Annotated in this window: 13 protein-coding genes; 7 read left to right on the forward strand and 6 right to left on the reverse strand. The window is 67.9% G+C overall.

The window, feature by feature from the left end:
- Positions 1-345 precede the first annotated feature (345 nt).
- Both ACSFA7_RS03780 and ACSFA7_RS03785 read left to right on the forward strand, forming a co-directional pair.
- Complete coding sequence (locus tag ACSFA7_RS03780) at positions 346-2,571, forward strand: M1 family metallopeptidase (RefSeq protein WP_435498143.1); 2,226 nt, start codon at positions 346-348, stop codon at positions 2,569-2,571.
- Between the two features lie 70 nt (positions 2,572-2,641).
- Positions 2,642-3,058 carry a hypothetical protein gene (locus ACSFA7_RS03785; protein ID WP_435498144.1) on the forward strand — a complete coding sequence of 139 codons (417 nt, stop codon included), beginning with the start codon at positions 2,642-2,644 and terminating at the stop codon, positions 3,056-3,058.
- Between the two features lie 4 nt (positions 3,059-3,062).
- Here ACSFA7_RS03785 and ACSFA7_RS03790 read toward each other — a convergent pair whose 3' ends face one another.
- Entirely contained in the window at positions 3,063-3,800 is a 738-nt protein-coding gene (locus ACSFA7_RS03790; protein WP_435498145.1) for a transporter substrate-binding domain-containing protein, read from the reverse strand.
- A 205-nt stretch (positions 3,801-4,005) separates the two neighbouring features.
- Here ACSFA7_RS03790 and ACSFA7_RS03795 point away from each other — a divergent pair, with 205 nt between their 5' ends.
- The 4 genes from ACSFA7_RS03795 (at position 4,006) to ACSFA7_RS03810 (ending at position 9,684) form a co-directional block, all read left to right on the forward strand.
- Entirely contained in the window at positions 4,006-4,620 is a 615-nt protein-coding gene (locus ACSFA7_RS03795; protein ID WP_435498146.1) for a biliverdin-producing heme oxygenase, read from the forward strand.
- A gap of 106 nt (positions 4,621-4,726) precedes the next feature.
- On the forward strand, positions 4,727-6,991 hold the full coding sequence (locus tag ACSFA7_RS03800) for an ATP-binding protein (protein WP_435498147.1): 2,265 nt from the start codon (positions 4,727-4,729) through the stop codon (positions 6,989-6,991).
- Positions 6,984-7,442 (forward strand): response regulator, encoded by a 459-nt coding sequence (locus ACSFA7_RS03805; RefSeq protein WP_435498148.1) that lies wholly within the window; start codon positions 6,984-6,986, stop codon positions 7,440-7,442. The genes ACSFA7_RS03800 and ACSFA7_RS03805 overlap by 8 nt, the downstream gene beginning before the upstream one ends.
- Entirely contained in the window at positions 7,435-9,684 is a 2,250-nt protein-coding gene (locus ACSFA7_RS03810) for a response regulator (protein ID WP_435498149.1), read from the forward strand. Before ACSFA7_RS03805 ends, ACSFA7_RS03810 begins: the two co-directional genes overlap by 8 nt.
- Positions 9,685-9,705: 21 nt before the next feature.
- On the opposite strand, the gene ACSFA7_RS03815 is transcribed toward ACSFA7_RS03810, so the two are convergent.
- Both ACSFA7_RS03815 and ACSFA7_RS03820 read right to left on the reverse strand, forming a co-directional pair.
- Positions 9,706-10,512 carry a substrate-binding domain-containing protein gene (locus ACSFA7_RS03815; protein ID WP_435498150.1) on the reverse strand — a complete coding sequence of 269 codons (807 nt, stop codon included), beginning with the start codon at positions 10,510-10,512 and terminating at the stop codon, positions 9,706-9,708.
- Between the two features lie 73 nt (positions 10,513-10,585).
- Complete coding sequence (locus tag ACSFA7_RS03820; protein WP_435498151.1) at positions 10,586-11,488, reverse strand: LysR family transcriptional regulator; 903 nt, start codon at positions 11,486-11,488, stop codon at positions 10,586-10,588.
- 110 nt (positions 11,489-11,598) lie between these two features.
- On the opposite strand from ACSFA7_RS03820, the gene ACSFA7_RS03825 reads away from it, so the two are divergent.
- Entirely contained in the window at positions 11,599-12,030 is a 432-nt protein-coding gene (locus ACSFA7_RS03825; RefSeq protein WP_435498152.1) for a VOC family protein, read from the forward strand.
- Positions 12,031-12,055: 25 nt separating this feature from the next.
- Here ACSFA7_RS03825 and ACSFA7_RS03830 read toward each other — a convergent pair whose 3' ends face one another.
- The 3 genes from ACSFA7_RS03830 to ACSFA7_RS03840 form a co-directional block, all read right to left on the reverse strand.
- Complete coding sequence (locus ACSFA7_RS03830) at positions 12,056-14,089, reverse strand: alpha/beta hydrolase family protein (protein ID WP_435498153.1); 2,034 nt, start codon at positions 14,087-14,089, stop codon at positions 12,056-12,058.
- A gap of 73 nt (positions 14,090-14,162) precedes the next feature.
- A complete protein-coding gene (locus ACSFA7_RS03835) occupies positions 14,163-15,074 on the reverse strand; it encodes a response regulator (RefSeq protein ID WP_435498154.1) in 912 nt (303 codons plus the stop codon).
- Positions 15,046-18,444, reverse strand: coding sequence for a hybrid sensor histidine kinase/response regulator (locus ACSFA7_RS03840; RefSeq protein WP_435498155.1), 3,399 nt, complete (start codon positions 18,442-18,444; stop codon positions 15,046-15,048). The genes ACSFA7_RS03835 and ACSFA7_RS03840 overlap by 29 nt, the downstream gene beginning before the upstream one ends.
- Positions 18,445-18,645 lie beyond the last annotated feature (201 nt).

The raw sequence follows: 18,645 nt of genomic DNA on the forward strand, positions 1-18,645 counted from the left end.
TGCGCGGGCGCTAGGCACACACCCGCCTCAAGGCCCGATCTCCCGCATCCCATCCACCCGCGCATCGACGGGAATGGAAGCCATCACCCCCCGCATCCTGGGGCCGCCTGCATAGCGTGCAGCGTGGCCTGGTGTCGCACGTTCATTCGTTTGTTCGTGGCGCATCGGCCGAAGAAAAATTCCGGTGGTTCCGTGTTGTCCTGACGAACGTGTGGTTCGCCGGGAGGGTGCGGTGTTGCCTGTTCGCAGCGTCAGTTGTTCTTCCATCACCGCGCGTGTTCGCGCATCACCGGCTACCCGCCGATGCATGCAAGGACAGCGCAATGTCCTTACCAAAAGGCGATCATGAAAAAACTCAATTACTCCCTCGTGAATCATCTTGCCATCACCGCAGTGACCCTTGCCGTCATCACGGCTTGCGGCGGCGGCGGAGACAGTGGCCCTTCGTTCGGCGGTGGCGGTGGTGTCGGCCTTTCCGGTCCGATCACCTCCGGCCCTGCATCCGAAAACACAGACACGGCGAAGACGCCCGATGACGGCGTGCCCGCACCGGCGGCCGTGGCTGCGGTCGACAGGTCCGCCAAGCCGATGGAACTGCCCGACACCGTCTGGCCGAGCAACTACAAGCTGTGGTTCCGTCCCGATGCAGCGCTCAAGACTTTCGTGGGCCGCGGCGATGTGGAGATCGAGGTGCTCAAGCCCGTCGATGCGATCGTGGTCGCCGCACACAACCTGAACTTCGCCAAGGGCCGCACCACGCTGCGCAAGGTGTCGAACCCGGGTGAAGCGATCCCGCTGATCCCGACGCCGCAGACGCTCGGCGACTTCGTGCAGCTGCGTTTGAACGACGGCCAGATCGCCAAGGGCAAGTACCTGCTGCACATGGAGTGGGACGGCAAGATCCAGTTCTCCGATGCGGAGTACTGCCCGCCCGCGGAGATGGCGCGCAACCCGTTCTGTTCGGCTGCGACCGGCATCTTCAAGGTGGGCCTGTCCACGCCCGAAGGTGTGAGCAGTGATGCCATCGTGACGCAGGGCGAAACCAATTACGCGCGGCAATGGTTCCCGGGCTGGGACGAGCCGGCTTTCCGCCACACCTTCGAGATCTCTGCCGAGGTTCCGGGCGACTGGAAGACGGTGTCCAACGGTGCGCAGACCGAGGCGACCAAGCTGCCCGACGGCTACCAGCGCGTGGCGTTCGAGAAGACGCCTTCGATGCCGATGTACCTCACGTTCTTCGGCGGCGGCAAGTTCGACATCCTGGCCGACACCTTCAAGAACCCGCTCGACGGCAGCGACATGCCGCTGCGCTGGTTCACGCCACCGGGCCGCTCGGACTGGGCCAAGTTCGCGATGGAGTGGACCAAGGTGTCGATGGACTACTACTACAAGTACACCGGCATCCCGCTGCCCTTCAAGAAGTTCGACACGGTGGCGGCCAACGACAGCTACGACAACAAGCCCAACACCGGCTTCGGCGGCATGGAGAACTGGGGCTCGATCTTCGAGTTCGCCGACTCGGTGCTGACCAAGCCGGGCGACAAGCCCACGCTGTATTCGGTGACGGTGGTGACGCATGAGATCGCACACCAGTGGTTCGGTGACCTGGTCACGCTCGACTGGTGGGACAACGTGTGGCTCAACGAATCGTTCGCGCGCTGGTTCGAAAGGCGCACCACCATCAAGTTCCACCCCGAGTACTACAGCTTCTCGGACTACGTGCTGGACAAGCACAACGTGATCGTGGCCGACCTGAAGAGCACCGCGGTTCCGGTGCAGCGCAACCTGAACGACGCGGGCTCGTTCGGCTTCATCAGCCCGTCGATCTTCGTCTACAACAAGGGCAGCCATGTGCTGGAGACCATCCAGAACTACATCGGCGAAGACGCGATGCAGAAGGGCCTGCAGATCTATCTGAAGGACTATGCGTACGGCAACGTCACGCCGTCGCGGCTGTGGAGTTCGCTGGAGAAAGCCACCGACAAGAAGGTGAGCGACATCGGCGATAGCCTCATCCGCCAGACGGGGATTCCGCTCCTGACGGTGGATGCGCAATGCGCCGGCGACCGCACCTACGTGAACATCAGCCAGGAGTCGTTCCCGAACCAGAACCAGTTCCCGGCCTCGACGTGGACCATCCCCGTCACGCTGGCGTATGGCAATGCGATGGAGCAACGCAAGACCTTCGTGATGTCGAACAACGCGGTGCAGCTGGAGCTGCCGGGTTGCACGGCGGTGCTGGCCGGGCCGACCGGACAGGACTACTACGTGAGCAACTACAGCGCGCAGTCGTGGAGCGACCTGCTGGCCAAGGCGCAGAACTTCGCCTCCAACAAGCCCCTGTTGCTGAACATCGAGCGCGATGCGTTCCGCCTGAAGGAGGTGGGCCGCATCACGCAGGCGCAGTACGACCAGATCAAGGGCGTGCTGAACCTGCCGGCGCCGCTGCTCGCGAAGACACAGCTGAGCCAGCAGAAGATGGCGGCGGTGGATGCGGGCGAGAAGGAAGAGTACCCGCACGCACTGCGCTTCCAGGGCAGCCTGAAGCTGCGCGAGAACGACAAGCGCTGAGCCTTGTGACCTGTGCGTGATGCCGGCCGGGCGCGCCTTCGGGTGCGTCCGGCGGCTCACGCCTCACACCATGACCATCATGAAAAATCTACTCAAGTACATCGTGGCGGGCGCTTGCGTCTCGCTGCTGGCGGGCTGTGGCGCAGGCGGTGGACCCGAGGCCGAGCTGGTCGGCGTCTATGCCATCAAGAAGAACGGCGCGCTCAAGGAGGTCGTGAAGATCGAGCGCCAGGGCGACCGCTACATCATGCGAGACAAGGTACGCACGCCCGAGTGGAGCGAACCCAAGATGCAGATGCAGCCGGTGACGCGCGAGCGCTGGACCAAGATCACCACCGACAGCGAGAACACGAAGTTCGTCGGCGTCTCGAGCGACCAGCTGGCGATCTTCAAGGTGCCGCCGGGGTGGCAGAAGAACAGCTTCAAGACGGAGACCGGCTACTTCCTGTTCTATTCGCAGGGGCCGGTGGAAGCCTTCAAGCTCTGATCGCCTAAGGCGCGACGATCGCGCCTTCGATGCGGTGGCGTTTCAGCGCATCGGCGACGAAGCCGCTCGCCTTCATCTCTTCGACGAAGGCGGCGAGCAGCGCCTGTGCTTCTTCGCCGCGGCTGGCCGGTGTGCCCATGGCCTGCTGGATCACCATGAAGCGGCCCGGCAGCACGCGCACGCCCGGGGCGCGCTGCGCCTCGCCTTCGAGCAGCTGGCGAATGCCGGCCGCCACTTCGACCTCGCCCGATCGCACGGCGGCCAGCGCGGGGCCGGCGCCTTGCAGTCGAACGATCTCTGCGTGCTTGATCTCGCGCGTGAGGAACAGGTCGTAGGCGCTGCCCGATCCGACCGAGATGCGATGGCCTTGCGCATCGACCTGCGCGTTGTCGGCGAGCGCCGACGAGTCGGGCACGAGGTAGCTGCCCTCGATCAGCACGTAGGGCGCGGTGAAGCGAAGGCCTTCGCTGCGCGCGGGGTCGATGGCGAAGAAGCCGATGTCGGCCTTCTCGTTCTTCACAGCATCGACCGAGGCCGCGGCCTTCTCGAACACGACGAGCTCGATGCCCACGCCAAGGCGCCGCGCGAACTCGCGCGCGAGATCGATCGACACGCCCACCGGCTCGCCGCTTGCGGCGTCCTTGTTGGCGAGGATCGGGTTGCCGAGGTTGATCGAGGCGCGCAGCGTGCCACCGGGCGCAAAGGCGGAGGCGAGGGCGGGGGAAGGCTGGGGCTGAGTCATGGCGTACGTTCTTCCAGGAGAAGTCGGAGGAAAAAGGAGGAGGGCGATGCAGAGGCGGCGGCCAGTTTACGTGGGGGCCGGCCGGATTTCCTACTGGAGAAAGGGAAGCGCGCCCACCAACGCCGCGCGGCGTTTGCGTAGGCTCGGTCTACCCCGGATCGAGCATCCGCCTCGGTTCCCCCCGATTTGCCGTTTCGCCTGCTTCATGACGACCAACCCGCCCGATATCGCCGACGTCCTTCACCCGCTGCGCACCGCCACCCAGGCGCTGCATGAGGCGCTGGACAGCCGGCTGCCGATTGCGCGGGACGATGCGTCGCTGGCCGACTATGCGGGGCATCTGCGCGCCCTTCGGCCCTGGTTGCAGGCGGTGCGCGACGCGCTCGCAGCCTCCGGCGTGCCGGGCCTCGAACGCATCGCCCGGCGCACCGACCGGCGGCTCGCTGTGCTTGCGCTGGATCTTGACGATCTCGGGGCATCGAACAGCAGCGAGCAAGAGAGCGCTTTGGACACGACCCCTCGGCTTGCCGAGGAAGCCGTACGCGATCCCGCCTTCGCCTGGGGCCTGGCCTATGTGCTGGAAGGTTCGCAGCTCGGCGGCATGGCGATGCACAAGCGGCTCGGTGCGCGCCTCGCGCCGCATCCGCTGCGGTACTTCCAGCCGGTGGATGCGCCCGGCGGGCTCGCGGCGCAATGGAAGGAATTCGTCGCCCAACTCGGGGCCGCGCTGGCGGACCCGTTGGCCATCGACGCGGCCCGCCGCGGTGCGGTCGCGGGCTTTCGCAGTCTCATGCCCCGCTTCGGGCTGCAGGGCTTGTAGGAAACGACCGACGAGATCCCAGAGGACGCCGAGGCATGATCCCCGCCACCCGTTTCTTCAGATTCCTTTCCCTGACCCAGCGCGCCGCCGCACGCGCCGATTGAACGTGCCCCAGCCTTACGCGACCGCCCCCACCCCCCACGCCTTGCGGCCGCCCGAGGTCGACCTGTCGTCCTGCGACCTCGAGCCCATCCGCGTTCCCGGATCGATCCAGCCGCACGGCCGGATGCTGGTGCTGGAACCTGATTCCCTCGACCTCGTCGCCTGGAGCGACAACTGGCCCGACGGCCAACTCGATGCCGCGCAGCAGATCCTTCGCGGACTGGTGCTGCCCGCGCTCGAGCCGGGCGCGACACCCGTGTCGCTCGGCGCGCTGCGCGTGGCGGGAGAGACCCTCGACGTGGCCGCGCACCGCAGCGACCGCCACCTGTTCGCCGAGTTCGAAGCCGCGCTGCCCGCCGCCGGCAACGAGGCGCCGATCTACTCGCTCGGGCGTGTCTTCCTGCCGAAGCTGCAGGAAGCGGGCACGCTCGAGCAGCTCACGCAGCTGACCGCGGCCGAGATGAAGCGCCTGACCGGCTTCGGGCGCTGCCTGATCTACCGCTTCGATGCGGCTGGCCATGGCGAGGTGCTGGCCGAGGAGGCGGACCCCGGCTACGACAGCTACACCGGCCATCGCTTTCCGGCCTCCGACATTCCGCAGCAGGCGCGCGCGCTGTACCTGGTCAACCACTTCCGGCTGATCGCCGACGCCACCTACACGCCGGTGCCGCTGCGTGCCGCCGACCCGGCGCTCACCGCGGCCGACCTCGACCTCTCGCAGGCGCAGTTGCGCAGCGTGTCGCCCATCCACCTGGAGTACATGCGCAACATGGGCACGCTCGCGTCCATGTCGGTGTCGATCGTGATCGACGGGCGCTTGTGGGGGCTGATCTCGTGCCACGACCACCAGCCGCGCTTTCTGGACCCCGGCACCCGCCTGGCGTGCGAGCACCTGGGGCAACTGCTGTCGCTGCAGATCCAGTCGAAGGAGAGCAACGTCGCGGTGGCCGAGCGGCTGGAGCTGCGCCAGCTCACGCTGCAGATCGTCTCGCACCTCGCGGACAGCGACGCCACGCTGCAGCGGCTGGTGGCGGAGTCGTCCCTCATGCTGCGGCTGGCACGCGCCACCGGCGCGGCCGTGGTGCTGGACGATGAGGTCTGGAGCGTGGGCGACGTGCCCGCGCGCGCGCATGTACAGGAGCTGGCGAGCTGGATCGCCGGGCTCGGCACCGAGGTCTACGAGAGCAGCGAGCTGCCCGCGCACTTCGCGCCGGCGAACGAGTTCCGCGAGGTGGCGGCCGGCGTGCTCGCGATCTCGATCTCGCAGGTGCACCGGCACCTCATCCTGTGGTTCCGGCCCGAGTTCGTGCAGACGATCCAGTGGGCCGGCGATCCGCAGAAGCCGAAGGCCTCGGCCAGCGGCCGCGTCCACCCGCGCATCAGCTTCTCCAGTTGGGTCGAGGAGGTGCGCGGCCGGTCGGCGGCCTGGACCCCGGCCGAAGTGGGCGCGGCAGTTGAACTGCGCCAAGCGCTCATCGGCGTGGTGCTGCGCCGCGCGGAAGAACTGGCGGCCGTGGCCACCGAGCTCGGCCGCGTCAACAAGGAGCTCGAAGCCTTCTCGTACACCGTCTCGCACGACCTGCGCGCACCGATGCGGCACATCGCCGGCTACGTCGACCTCGTCGCGCAGACCGAGGGCAAGCAGCTCAGCGAACGCGCGCACCGCTACCTCGGCCACGTCAAGGACGCGGCCGCCTTCGCGGGACAGATGGTCGATGCGCTGCTCGATTTCTCGCGCATGGGCCGCGCCGCGCTGAAGCAGCGCATGGTCGACACCGAATCGCTGGTCGAAGGCCTGGTGCGCGAACTGGCGCGGCTGGAACCGGCGCGCCGCATCGAATGGCAGGTCGACCCCGGACTGCCCGCGCTCTACGCCGATCCGCTGCTGCTGCAGGTGGCCGTTCGCAACCTGCTGGCCAATGCGGTGAAGTATTCGCGCACCCGCGATCCGCAGCGCATTGCGGTGCGCGCGATCCTCAGCGACCTGGGCAGCGGGCTGGAGGTCGAGGACAACGGCGTGGGCTTCCAGATGAAGTACGTCGACAAGCTTTTCGGCGTGTTCCAGCGGCTGCACCAGGCCGAGGAATTCGAAGGCACGGGCATCGGCCTGGCCAACGTGAAGCGGATCGTCGAGCGCCACGGCGGGACGGTCTGGGCAAAGGGCGCGACGGGCGAGGGCGCGACCTTCGGCTTCATCGTGCCGAACCGGGAACCGGGCAACGACCATGCGGTGGGCACGCCGCCAGACAACGGAGAAACACATGCTTAAGCCGATCCTGCTCGTCGAGGACGACAAGCGAGACTTGGAGCTCACCCTCATCGCGCTGGAGCGCAGTCAGCTCGCGAACGATGTCGTCGTGCTGCGCGACGGCGCGCAAGCGCTCGACTACCTGCGACGCGAGGGCGAGCACGCCGCACGTTCCGAGGGCAACCCGGCCGTGATCCTGCTGGACCTGAAGCTGCCCAAGGTGACCGGCCTGGAGGTGCTGCAGGCGGTGCGCGCCGACGCGGCGCTGCGCAGCATTCCGGTGGTGATGCTCACCTCTTCACAGGAAGAGTCGGACGTGCTGCGCAGCTACGAGCTGGGCGTGAACGCCTATGTGGTGAAGCCGGTGGCGTTCGACCTGTTCGTCTCGGCCATCGCCGAGCTGGGTGTCTTCTGGGCGGTGCTCAACGAGCCGCCGCCCGGTTCGTTGAAGGCGTCGCGCCGACATGAATAGGCCAGGCGTCGCGAGCGCGCCGGACGATGTGGGCATGGCGGACGCGGTGAACGCCCCGGATGCCCCCGGCGCCGTGGTGCCCGGACCGATAGACGTCCTGATCCTGGAGGACTCGCGCTTCGACGTCGAACTGCTGGGCGAGGCCCTCTCCGCGGCGCTGCCGCAGGCGCGGACGCATGTGGTGCGCGACGAGCGTGGCTTCGTCGCGGCGCTGGGCGAACGCAGCCATGCGCTGATCCTGTCGGACTACGAACTGCCCGGCTTCTCCGGCGCGGAGGCGCTGGCGATCGCACAGCGCGTGACGCCCGAGACGCCCTTCGTCTTCGTGTCGGGCGTGATCGGCGAGGACAACGCGGTCGAACTGCTCAAGCGCGGCGCGACCGACTATGTGAGCAAGGGGCGCCTCGCGCGCCTGCCGGTGGTGCTGGAGCGCGCCCTCAAGGAAGCCGCCGACCGGCGCGCCAAGCGCGTGGCGGAGTTCCAGCTGCAGGTGGCGAACGAGACCTTCCGCGAGGCGGAGTCGCGCCGGCTCGCGCTGATGGAACTGGGCGACCGCATCCGCGACATCGACGATCCGGCCGAGATCGCCTACGTGGCCTCGGCCATGCTGGGCCAGCGGCTGGGCGTGGATCGCGCGGGCTACGGCCTGGTGGACAAGGCGGCCGAAACGATCTCGATCGACCGTGACTGGACCGCGCCAGGCGTGGCCAGCCTCGCGGGCCTGCTGCACTTTCGCGACTACGGCTCCTACATCGAAGATCTGCAGCGCGGGGTGACGGTGGCCTTCGCCGATGCCCGGATCGATCCGCGCACCCGCGACACCGCCAACGCACTGGAGGCGATCACCGCGCGCGCGGTGGTCAACATGCCGATCACCGAGCGCGGCGGACTGGTCGGGCTGCTCTACCTGAATCACGGGCAGGAGCGCGAATGGACGCGCGACGAGCTCGACTTCGTGCGCGAGACCGGCCACCGCGTGCGCTCGGCCATCGCGCGGCGCGAGGCGCAGATCGAACTGCAGGCCTTTGCCGAATCGCTGGAGCGCCAGGTCGAGGAGCGCGCCGCCGAACTGGAGGCCGCGCGCGAGCAACTGCGCCAGAGCCAGAAGCTGGAGGCGGTGGGCCAGCTCACGGGCGGGCTCGCGCACGACTTCAACAACCTCCTGGCGGCCATCAGCGGCAGCCTCGAGCTGATGCGCCGGCGCGGGCTCGATGGCAAGCCTGCCGAGATGGAGCGCTACATCGGCGTGGCGCAGGGCGCGGTCAAGCGCGCGGCCGCGCTCACGCACCGGCTGCTCGCGTTCTCACGGCGCCAGACGCTGGAGCCCAAGCCACTCAATGCCAACCGGCTGGTCTCCGACATGGAAGAGTTGTTGCGCCGCACGCTCGGGCCGCAGATCTCGCTCGAGGTGGTCGCGGCGGTGGGCCTGTGGAACGTGCATGCCGATCCGAGCCAACTCGAGAACGCGCTGCTCAACCTGTGCATCAACGCGCGCGACGCCATGCCCGAGGGCGGCAAGCTGGTGATCGAGACCGCCAACCGCTGGGTCGACGTGCGCACCGCGCAGGAGCGCGACATGCCCACCGGCCAGTACGTGTCGCTCACCGTGAGCGACAACGGCGTGGGCATGACGCCCGAGGTGGTGGCGCGGGCCTTCGATCCCTTCTTCACGACCAAGCCGATCGGCATGGGCACGGGCCTGGGCCTTTCGATGATCTACGGCTTCGCCAAGCAGTCGGGCGGGCAGGTGCGCATCTATTCGGAGCCGGGCAAGGGCACCTCGGTCAGTCTCTACCTGCCGCGCCACGACGAGCAGGAGGAAGCAGCGAGCGAACCGGTGGAGGCCACGCTCGCGCCGCGCGCCGACCAGGGCGACACGGTGCTTGTGGTGGACGACGAGCCCGCGCTGCGCATGATCATCGTGGAGGTGATGCGCGGGCTGGGCTATGCCACGCTGGAGGCGGCCGACGGCGCGGGCGCGCTGCGCATCCTGCAGTCACCGCGCCAGCGCATCGACCTGCTGGTGAGCGACGTGGGCCTGCCCGGCGGCATGAACGGCCGGCAGGTGGCCGATGCGGCGCGCACCGCGCGGCCGGGGCTCAAGGTGCTGTTCATCACCGGTTATGCGGAGAACGCGGTGCTGAGCCACGGCCATCTCGACCGCGGCATGCATGTGATGACCAAGCCGTTCGAGATGGATGTGCTCGCGCGGCGGGTGAAGACGCTGATCGAGTCGCGCTAGCGCGGGCCGCCGGCGGCAGGGTCAACGCGCCGTGAGCGGCTCCAGCCCGGTCTTCGCGATGGTGGGCGCGGCCGCCGGCGAGTTGAGATAGCGGATCAGCTGCCGCGCCGCATCGGGCTGTTTCGACGCGGTGGCGATGCCGGCCGAGAACACCGTGTTCTGCTGTACCTCGGCGGGCAGCGGGCCGATGTAGTCGATGCCCGCGATGGGCAGCAGCTCGCTCACCTGCTGCAGGCCGAGCGCCGCGTCGCCACGCGCGACGACGGTGCCGACGCGCTCGCTCAGGATGCGCTTGCTCTTGGGCTTGACCTGCGCCTCGATGCCTAGCTTCTTGAGTAGCTCGGTCTCGTAATAGGTGCCGCTTGCGCTGGCCGAGTAGGCAATCGACGGCGCCGCGATCAGCGTGCGCTTGAGCGCATCGACGGTGCTGATGTCCGGCTTGGGCGCGCCCTTGCGCACCGCGAAGCCGATGGCCGAGCGCACGAGGTCGACCTGACTGCCCGGCACCACCTTGCCCTTGGCGACGAGGTCGTCGAGCGCCGGGCGCGCGAGGATCACCACGTCGGCGGGCTCGTTGCGGGCGAGGCGGCTCGGGATCGAGTCCTGCGCGTTGCCCATCGAGGCGCCATAGGCCGTCTTCACCGAGCGGCCGCTGCTGCGTTCGAAATCGGGGCGAAGGTCGTTGTACGCGGCGGTGAAGCCGCCCGAGGTCATGACGTGGATGTCGTCGGTGGCCGGCTTGTTGCCGAGACTGCCGCAACCGGCGAGCGCGAGGGCCGCGACGAGCGGGAGTGCGGCGCGGCGGGTGAGAAAGGAAAGAGGCTTCACGATGGTGTCTCCTGGAGGAAGAGGGCGGCAGCGTGGACGCTGCCTGCCGTTGCCATCGTAGAGGCCGAGGCTGTCAATCAGCCTTCAGGGGCTTAGGGGTTACTACGGGGCGGACTGCTTCCTGCAGGCACTGCGCAAGCTGCGCGACCACCGGCGAACCGGCGCGCGGCTTGCGCTGGAGCAGGCCGACTTCGCGATGGAATGTGTGCTCGCCGAGCGGCAGCGCGCGAACGCCGGGTGGCAGCGGAAGATGCGCTTCGACCAGCGGGACGAGGCCGACGCCCAATCCCTTCGCAGCCAGGTGGATGAGGGCGGGAATCTCGTCCACCTCGACGGAGTCGTTCACCTGCAGCCCTTCGCGCCGGAGGAAGCGCTCGACCATCCGCCCGCCGAACGAGGCGCGGTCGTAGCGCAGGAACGGCTGTTCCTGCAGCAGGGTGCGCCAGTCCTTCTTTGCGGGCGTGTCTGCCGGCGCGATCAGCACGTAGGGCTCCTGCACCAGCGGCTGCCACGCCAGATCGGGAAGAAGGCCGAAGGGCGGCCGGATGATCACTGCCGCATCGATGCTGCCTGCATCCAGGTCGTCCATCAGCCGCATCGACACGCCGGGCGAGACATGCACGCGCAGCAACGGCAAGCTCTGCCGCAACCGGGCGAGTGCCCGCGCAACCAGCGTCGGCTGTGCCGAGGCGATGGCGCCGATGCGCAGCAGCCCGCGGTTCGCGGCGTCGTCAGGCAGGTCGCCCAGCTTCGCGTAGAGGGCACAGATCTCCTCGGCGCGCGCCAGCGTGGTCTCTCCTGCGGCATTCAAGGTGGCGGAGCGCCCCGTCCTGTCGAAGAGCGCGAAGCCCAGGTTGTCCTCCAGCCGCTTGATCTGGCTGCTGACCGCCGATTGCGTGAGGCCGATGCGCTCGCCCGCCGCGGCAAAGGTGCCGTGGCGGCAGACGGTGATGAAGGTCTGGAGTTCGTTGATCATGGTTGAATCATCGAAATTATTGGGACTCAGCGAGGAAATATATCGCTTTCGGTTGTGAGGCTCGTTGCCTAAAGTCTCGGCATTCCGATCCCCTCAATGCGACGAATCCCATGAGCACCCACAACACACGCATCCCTTTTCACCTGGCCTTTCCCGTTCGCGACATCGCCGAAGCCCGCGCGTTCTACGGCGAGTTGCTTGGATGTCCGGAAGGGCGCAGCGCGCCCCAGTGGGTCGATTTCGATTTCTACGGCCACCAGATCGTGGCCCACCTCGCGCCCGACGAATGCGGCCACAAGGCCCTGAGCGCCGTCGACGGCCACGACGTGCCCGTGCGCCACTTCGGCGCGATCCTTCCGATGGACCAATGGCAGGCCATGGCCGACAAGCTCGTCGCCCGCGGCACGAAGTTCGTGATCGAGCCCTACATCCGCTTCAAGGGCGAACCGGGCGAACAGGCGACGATGTTCTTTCTCGACCCCTCGGGCAATGCGATCGAGATGAAGTCGTTTGCGAACCTGGATTCGCTGTTCGCCGTCTGAGGATGCGGCGAGGGCGGGTCCTCGCCTATTCCAGGTTCTTCCGCAGGAACTGCTCCATCTCGGTCAGCACCCGCACCCGGTCTTGCTCGCGGCTCAGGTTGTGGTCGCCGAGCGGCAGTTCGACGTAGCGCGCGTCGGTGCGGCCCGCTTTCTTCAACGCCTCGGCCATGTCGCGCGATTGCTCGACCGGCACGATGAGGTCGTTGGCGCCGTGGATCAGCAGCACCGGTACGCGGATTTCTGCGGCGCGCAGGGCGGGCGAGGTCTGGCGCAGCTTTTCGCGATCGCCCCACCAAGTGCCGATTTTCGCTTCGGCGCCGAGCTCATAGCCCATGTAGTTCTGCGAGTGGCTGAGCAGGTCGCGCAGGTCCGAGACGCCGGCGATGCTGATGGCGCAGCGATAGAGCGTGGGGTCTTTCACCGCGCCCATCAGCGCCGCGTAGCCGCCGTAGCTCGCGCCCACGATGCAGGCCCGCTTGGGGTTGGCAATGCCTTGCTCGACCAGCCAGCCCAGGCCGTCGGCAAGATCGTCCTGCATCTCCAGGCCCCAGCGGCGGCGGCCGGCTTCGCGGAAGTCCTGGCCGTAGCCGATCGATCCGCGGAAGTTGATCTGCATCACGGCCCAGCCGCGGCTGGCGAGGAACTGTGCCCAGTAGTCGTAGCTGCCGGTGTCCAGCGATGCCGGGCCGCCATGCGGCAGCATGATGGTGGGCAAGCGGCGTGCTGACGGAGCGCCCGCCGTGTCGGCTTCACGTACAGGCGGCAGGGTCAGGTAGCCCTCCAGCTGCAGGCCGTCGCGGCTGCGCAGCGCCACGCGCTTCGGCGTGGCCAGCGGCTGCTTTTCCAGGGCAGGGTGCGTGTCGCTGATGAGCCCGAGCTTGCCGCTCGGCCAATCCATCGTGAAGTACTTCGGCGGCCGCGAACCATGGACCGACAGGACGATGCTGCTCTGCCCCGTTTCGTCGTTGCTCACGATGCGGTTGGCGCGCCTGGGCAGCGCGCGGTCCAGCGTTTCCTGCCGCTGCCGGGCCGCGTCGTCCCAGTACAGCACCCGGGACACATCGGTGCTGTATCGGATGCCGACGACGCGCCGCGTCGCCGGGTCCCGGAGCAGCGCGCCGCGAACATCGAAGCGGGCATCGGCCAGCAGCGTTTCGCGCGGGAATGAAGGGTCCTGCAGGTCGATGCGCACCAGCGCGTCGCGGCCGTCGATGGGGGCGAGGGCGTAGAGAAAGCGAGGGTCGGCGTCGAAGCCCAGCGGCGTGAGGGCCTGCCGGCGGGCTTCCACTGGGTCGGTGCCGTCGTACTTGGCAAGGGTCGCCCATTCGGAGGAGCGCCCTTGCGATTCCGGCGGCTTGACCATCACGCGCATGGTGGTGCGCGTCGAGCCGCTGCCCAGCCGCACCACGCCCTGGGTGTCGGTCATCCAGTGGCGGATGCCACCGAGATTGCGTTGCAGCAGGCGCGATCGCCCGGTGCGTGCGTCGAGGCGATAGACATCGGGCTGTCCGGGCGACTGGGCGTCGTAGGCGATCAGCACGGTTTCCGGCTCGTCGCGCAAGGCGCCGACGATGCGGTCCTGGTACTGCGGCATGTGCGGCTGCCGTTCGAAGAAGGCGCCGTTCTGCAGCGCACTCGTGAGGTCCGCCTTCAGGTTGCTGCCGTCGGGGTCGATCGCGATCAGCCGGGTCTCGCCCGTCGCCACGCCGCGCCGGTGGTCCGGAAAGAAGGCGCCGATCAACAGGCGCTTGTTGCCGGCCCAGCGAAGCGACGAGACGATGTATTTGTCGTTGTCGGTGTGCAGGACGATCTTCGGCTTGTTGCCGAAACCGCTCACCACCACGTAGCTCTTGCCGTCGACGTTCTGGACCATGGCGGCGCCACGTCCGTCAGGAGACATGCGCAGCATCTCGATGGCGGGCAGTTCCGCGAAGGCCTGCAGGGGAATGGGTGCGGATGGCTGTGGCGGTGAATCTGGCGGCTCGGCCGCAAGGACGATGCCGGAACCGGCGAGACAGAGTGCGGCCAGGCGCAACAGGCGCCTGCGGGCAACGGACATTTTTTTGACTCCCTGAACATGGAAACCGCAACAGTGTATCGATACGGTCTCTGCTCAGGCAGGCGCTGTCCGGTCAGGCCAGCTGCCCGCTCGCCAGCGCCGCGGCCGCCGCGCGCGTCTCCACCCCCAGCTTCTCGAAGATGTGCTCCAGGTGCTTGTTCACCGTGCGCGGGCTGGTGCCCAGGATCTCTCCGATGTCACGGTTCGTCTTGCCCTTGGCGAGCCACGACAGCACCTCGGTCTCGCGCGGCGTGAGGGCCGCTTCGGCCAGCCGCGCCGACGAAGCGCCTGCAGCACCATCGCGCTGCATCGCGAACAGCAGCATCGTTTCGCCGAGCGCCGCCGCGCCCAGGTTGCGCACCGACAGGCGCATGCCCGTCGCCGTGCCGATGACGATCGCCGCACCCGGCAAGAGCGCCGCCTCGAGCGACTGCGGCAGCAGTCCCGGCGACACCGGGTCTTCGAGCGCATGCAGCCACAGCGCCGCCTGCGGCGAGCGCCACGCGATGCGCCCGCGCGTGTCCACGAACACCACGCCCATGCCGGCCACGTCGACCGCATCGCGCGCCATGCGGGTGATGCGGGCATTGCGCGTGTGCGTGTGCAGCCGGGCCAGCACCTCCTGCGCACGGATGGGTTTGACCACGTAGTCGACGCCGCCGCACTCGAAGCCTTCGACCACATGCGCGGTTTCCGACAGTCCCGTCATGAACAGCACCGGGATGTGCGCGAGCGCCGCGTTGGCCTTGATGCGCCGGCAGGTCTCGAAACCGGAGAGGCCCGGCATCAGGCCGTCGAGCAATATTGCATCGGGCACCACCAGTTCGAGCCGTTGCAGCGCGGCCTCGCCGTCGGCTGCGACCAGCACGGTGTAGCCGCTGGCCTCCAGCGTGTCGCACAGCATGCCCAGGCTGCTGGGGGCGTCGTCCACCACCAGTACCACGGGGCGCTCGGATTCATGGCTGGGCGAGGGGAGTGTCTGCATCTTCTGCCAGTGCGTTGCGGAGGTTGTCGAGTTCGAAGCGGGTGACCATGCCGCGCAGCCACGTGCAGGTGGCAGCCGCCGCGGGCGACGCGGCGGCGAGCCGGTCGAGCGCCGTCTGCAGGCCACGCACATGGCCCATCTGCACGAGGCGCATCAGCTCGGCGCGGTCGTCCTCCGAAAGCACGAGCTGCGGCGGGCGCACAGCACTTTCTTCATCGCTCGCGGGAGGCATCGCGTCGCTGGCCGACAGCCATTCGAGGCCCAGGTGCCGCTCCAGCGTGGCGATGAGCACCGACTCGATCACCGGCTTGCCGACGAAGGCCTGGCAGCCCGCGGCGTGCAGGCGCTCGGTCTGGTTCTCGAACATGTTGGCCGAGACGATGATGATCGGGATGTCGCTGAAGCCCGAGGCGCGCACCGAGGTGGCGGTCTGCCAGCCGTCCATGTCATCCATCGTGAGGTCGAGCAGGATGGCCGAGGGCAGTTCTTCGCGCAGGCTGTCCAGGCACTCGGTGCCGCTCGCGGCCTCGCGGATCTCGAAGCCCAGCGGCATCAGCATGCCGGCGAGCATCTGGCGCTGCACGGGCTGGTCGTCCACCACGAGCAGCGTGCGGCGCGCGCCGATGTAGCCCGTCACCGGCTGCCGCAAGGCATCGCCCTTGGCTTGCGGACCGGGGTCGGCCACCTCGCGCAAGTACACGCGCACGCTGAACGTGCTGCCTGCGGGGGAGGTCTGCGCCAGGACAAGCTCGCCGCCCATCAGCGAAGTCAGCAGCGCGGTGATCGTGAGGCCCAGCCCCGTGCCCGGCTCGCCGCGGCGGCGCCCCGCGGCTCCGCGCTCGAAGGGCTCGAAGATGCGCAGGTGGTCCTGCGGCGCGACGCCGATGCCGGTGTCGACCACGTCGAAGCGCAGCACCTCGCGCCGCGCATCGACATGCAGCGTGACGGTGCCGCTGTCGGTGAAGCGCACCGCGTTCGTCAGCAGGTTGATGAGGATCTGCCGCAGCCACTTGGCATCGGCATGCACCCAGGCCGGCAACTGCCCCGCGTGCGTGTAGACGAAAGCCAGGCCCTTGCTCTCCGCCTGCGGTCGAACCATGTGCACGAGCTGGTCGAGAAAGGCCGGCAGCGCGAGCGGCGCCGGCTCCAGCTGCAGGCGGCCGGCCTCGATGCGCGCCAGGTCGAGCAGCCCGTCGATGAGGCCGAGCATGTGTTCGCCGCTGCGGTGGATGGTCTGCACGGCCTCGCGCGGCGGCGCGATGGCATCGCCCTTCAGCAGGATCTGCGAGTAGCCCAGGATGCTGTTGAGCGGCGTGCGCAGCTCGTGCGTCATGCCTGCGACGTAGCGCGTCTTGGCCTGGTTGGCGGCCTCGGCGGCTTCCTTGGCGGTCTGCAATGCGGCGTCGGTGCGGCGATGGGCTTCGATCTCGAGTGCGAGCAGGTTGTTGTGGCGGTTCGATTCTTCCTGCGCCATCTGCCGGCTCTCGCTGCCCAGTACCACCCACCATGCGGCCACCGCGGCCACCACCGAGAGCAGCGCGAATACTTTCAGGAAGGCCGTGGCCAGGGTCGGGTCGCTGGTGCCCGCGATGGCCTCCTGCGCATAGACCACGCCGACCACCGTGGCCAGCAGCGCGATCAGCGAGGTCGCCACGAGCAGGTAATGCGCCACGCGGAAGTTGAGTCGGGCGGACAGCGCCGGCGGCAGCAGCGCCTGTAGCCAGCCGCTCATCTGCTCGGCGGCGCGCGAGTCGGTCTTGCAGCGGTCGTGGCAGCGCGATTCGAGCGTGCAGCACAGCGAGCAGATCGGCGCGCTGTAGGCGGGGCAGTGCGCCATGTCTTCCGACTCGAAGCTGTTGTCGCACACCGAGCACTTCACGCTCTGGCCGGGTGCCCAGCGGTCGATGTCGGTGCGCGCGAGGTAGTAGCGGCCACGCGTCTTCCACGCGAGCAGCGGAGAAACAACCATCGCGGTCGCCAGTGCGATGAACGGCGAGAAAGCCTTCGCCCATTGGCCCAGTGCACCGGAGTACGCGAGCATCGCGAGCGCCGCGGCCACCAGCATCGCGACGAGGCCCACGGGGTTGATGTCGTACAGGTGCGCCCGCTTGAACTCGATGGTCTTCGGGCTCCAGCCCAGCGGCTTGTTGATGACCAGGTCGGCCACCAGCGCGCCGACCCAGGCGATGGCGATGTTGCTGTAGAAGCCCAGCACATGCTCCAGCGCGGCGAACACGCCGAGCGCCATCAGCAGGATCGCGATGGCCACGTTGAACACCAGCCATACCACGCGCCCCGGGTGGCTGTGCGTGAGCCGCGCGAAGAAGTTCGACCACGCGAGCGATCCCGCATAGGCGTTCGTGAGGTTGATCTTCATCTGCGAGACGACCACGAAGAGCACCGTCACGCCGAGAATCCACGCTGGATCGCGCAGCACATACGAAAAGCCCGTGAGGTACATCTGCGTCGGCTCGATCGCATGCGCGGCAGGTATCTCGTGCTGCAGCGCGAGGAACGCGAGGAATGCACCGCCCATCATCTTGAGCATGCCCGGCACGATCCAGCCCGGGCCCGCGACGAGCACCGCGGTCCACCAGCGACCGCGGTTGGCGGCGGTCTTCTCGGGCAGGAAGCGCAGGTAGTCGACTTGCTCGCCGATCTGCACCACGAGCGAGAAGGCCACGGTGGCGGCCGCGCCGAACATCAGCGGATCGAAGCCGCTGCTGTCGGAGGTGCGGCCCACCAGGCCGGTGAAGTCGGCATACAGCTCGGGCTTCTTCACCATCACCGCGATGAAGGGGCAGACGAACAGCACGATCCAGATCGGCTGCGTCCACAGCTGCAGCCCCGAGATGAGCGTGATGCCGCGCGCCACCAGCGGAATGATCACGATGGACGACACCAGGTACAGCAGCCACAGCGGCCAGTCCAGGTACATCTGCAGCGCCAGCGCGAGGATGGCCGCCTCCAGCGCGAAGAAGATGAAGGTAAAGCTCGCGTAGATGAGCGAGGTGAGCGTGGAGCCCAGGTAGCCGAAGCCCGCGCCGCGGGTGAGCAGGTCCATGTCCACGCCGTGCCGTGCCGCGTAGTACGAGATCGGCAGGCCCGTGAGAAAGGTGATGAGCCCCACCACCAGGATGGCCCACAGCGCGTTCGAGAAACCGTAGCTCAGCGCGATGGCCCCGCCGATAGCCTCCAGCGCCAGGAACGAGGTGGCGCCGAACGCCGCGTTGGCCACGCGGAACTCCGACCATTTGCGAAAGCTGCGCGGCGTGTAGCGCAGCGCGTAGTCCTCCAGCGTCTCGTTCGCGACCCAGGCGTTGTAGTCGCGGCGGATGCGAAAGATCTTCTGTCCGGAGACGGATGTCATGGCGGGTTCTCGCGGCGGCGGTGGCATGGGCAGGTACAGCAAGAAGCGCTCCCTGTGCCTTGTCCCACCGTTGTCTGGATCGCGAGTCTGCGGGCAGGACGCGGGACGGCCGCTACGTTGAATGACGTATTCGCCTGCGGCCAACTGATTTCTAAAGTACCAGCCATGGTGCTCGGGGCACCGTCCGATGCACCGTGATGG

Source organism: Variovorax trehalosi (assembly GCF_051216415.1).
GTDB lineage: Bacteria > Pseudomonadota > Gammaproteobacteria > Burkholderiales > Burkholderiaceae_C > Variovorax.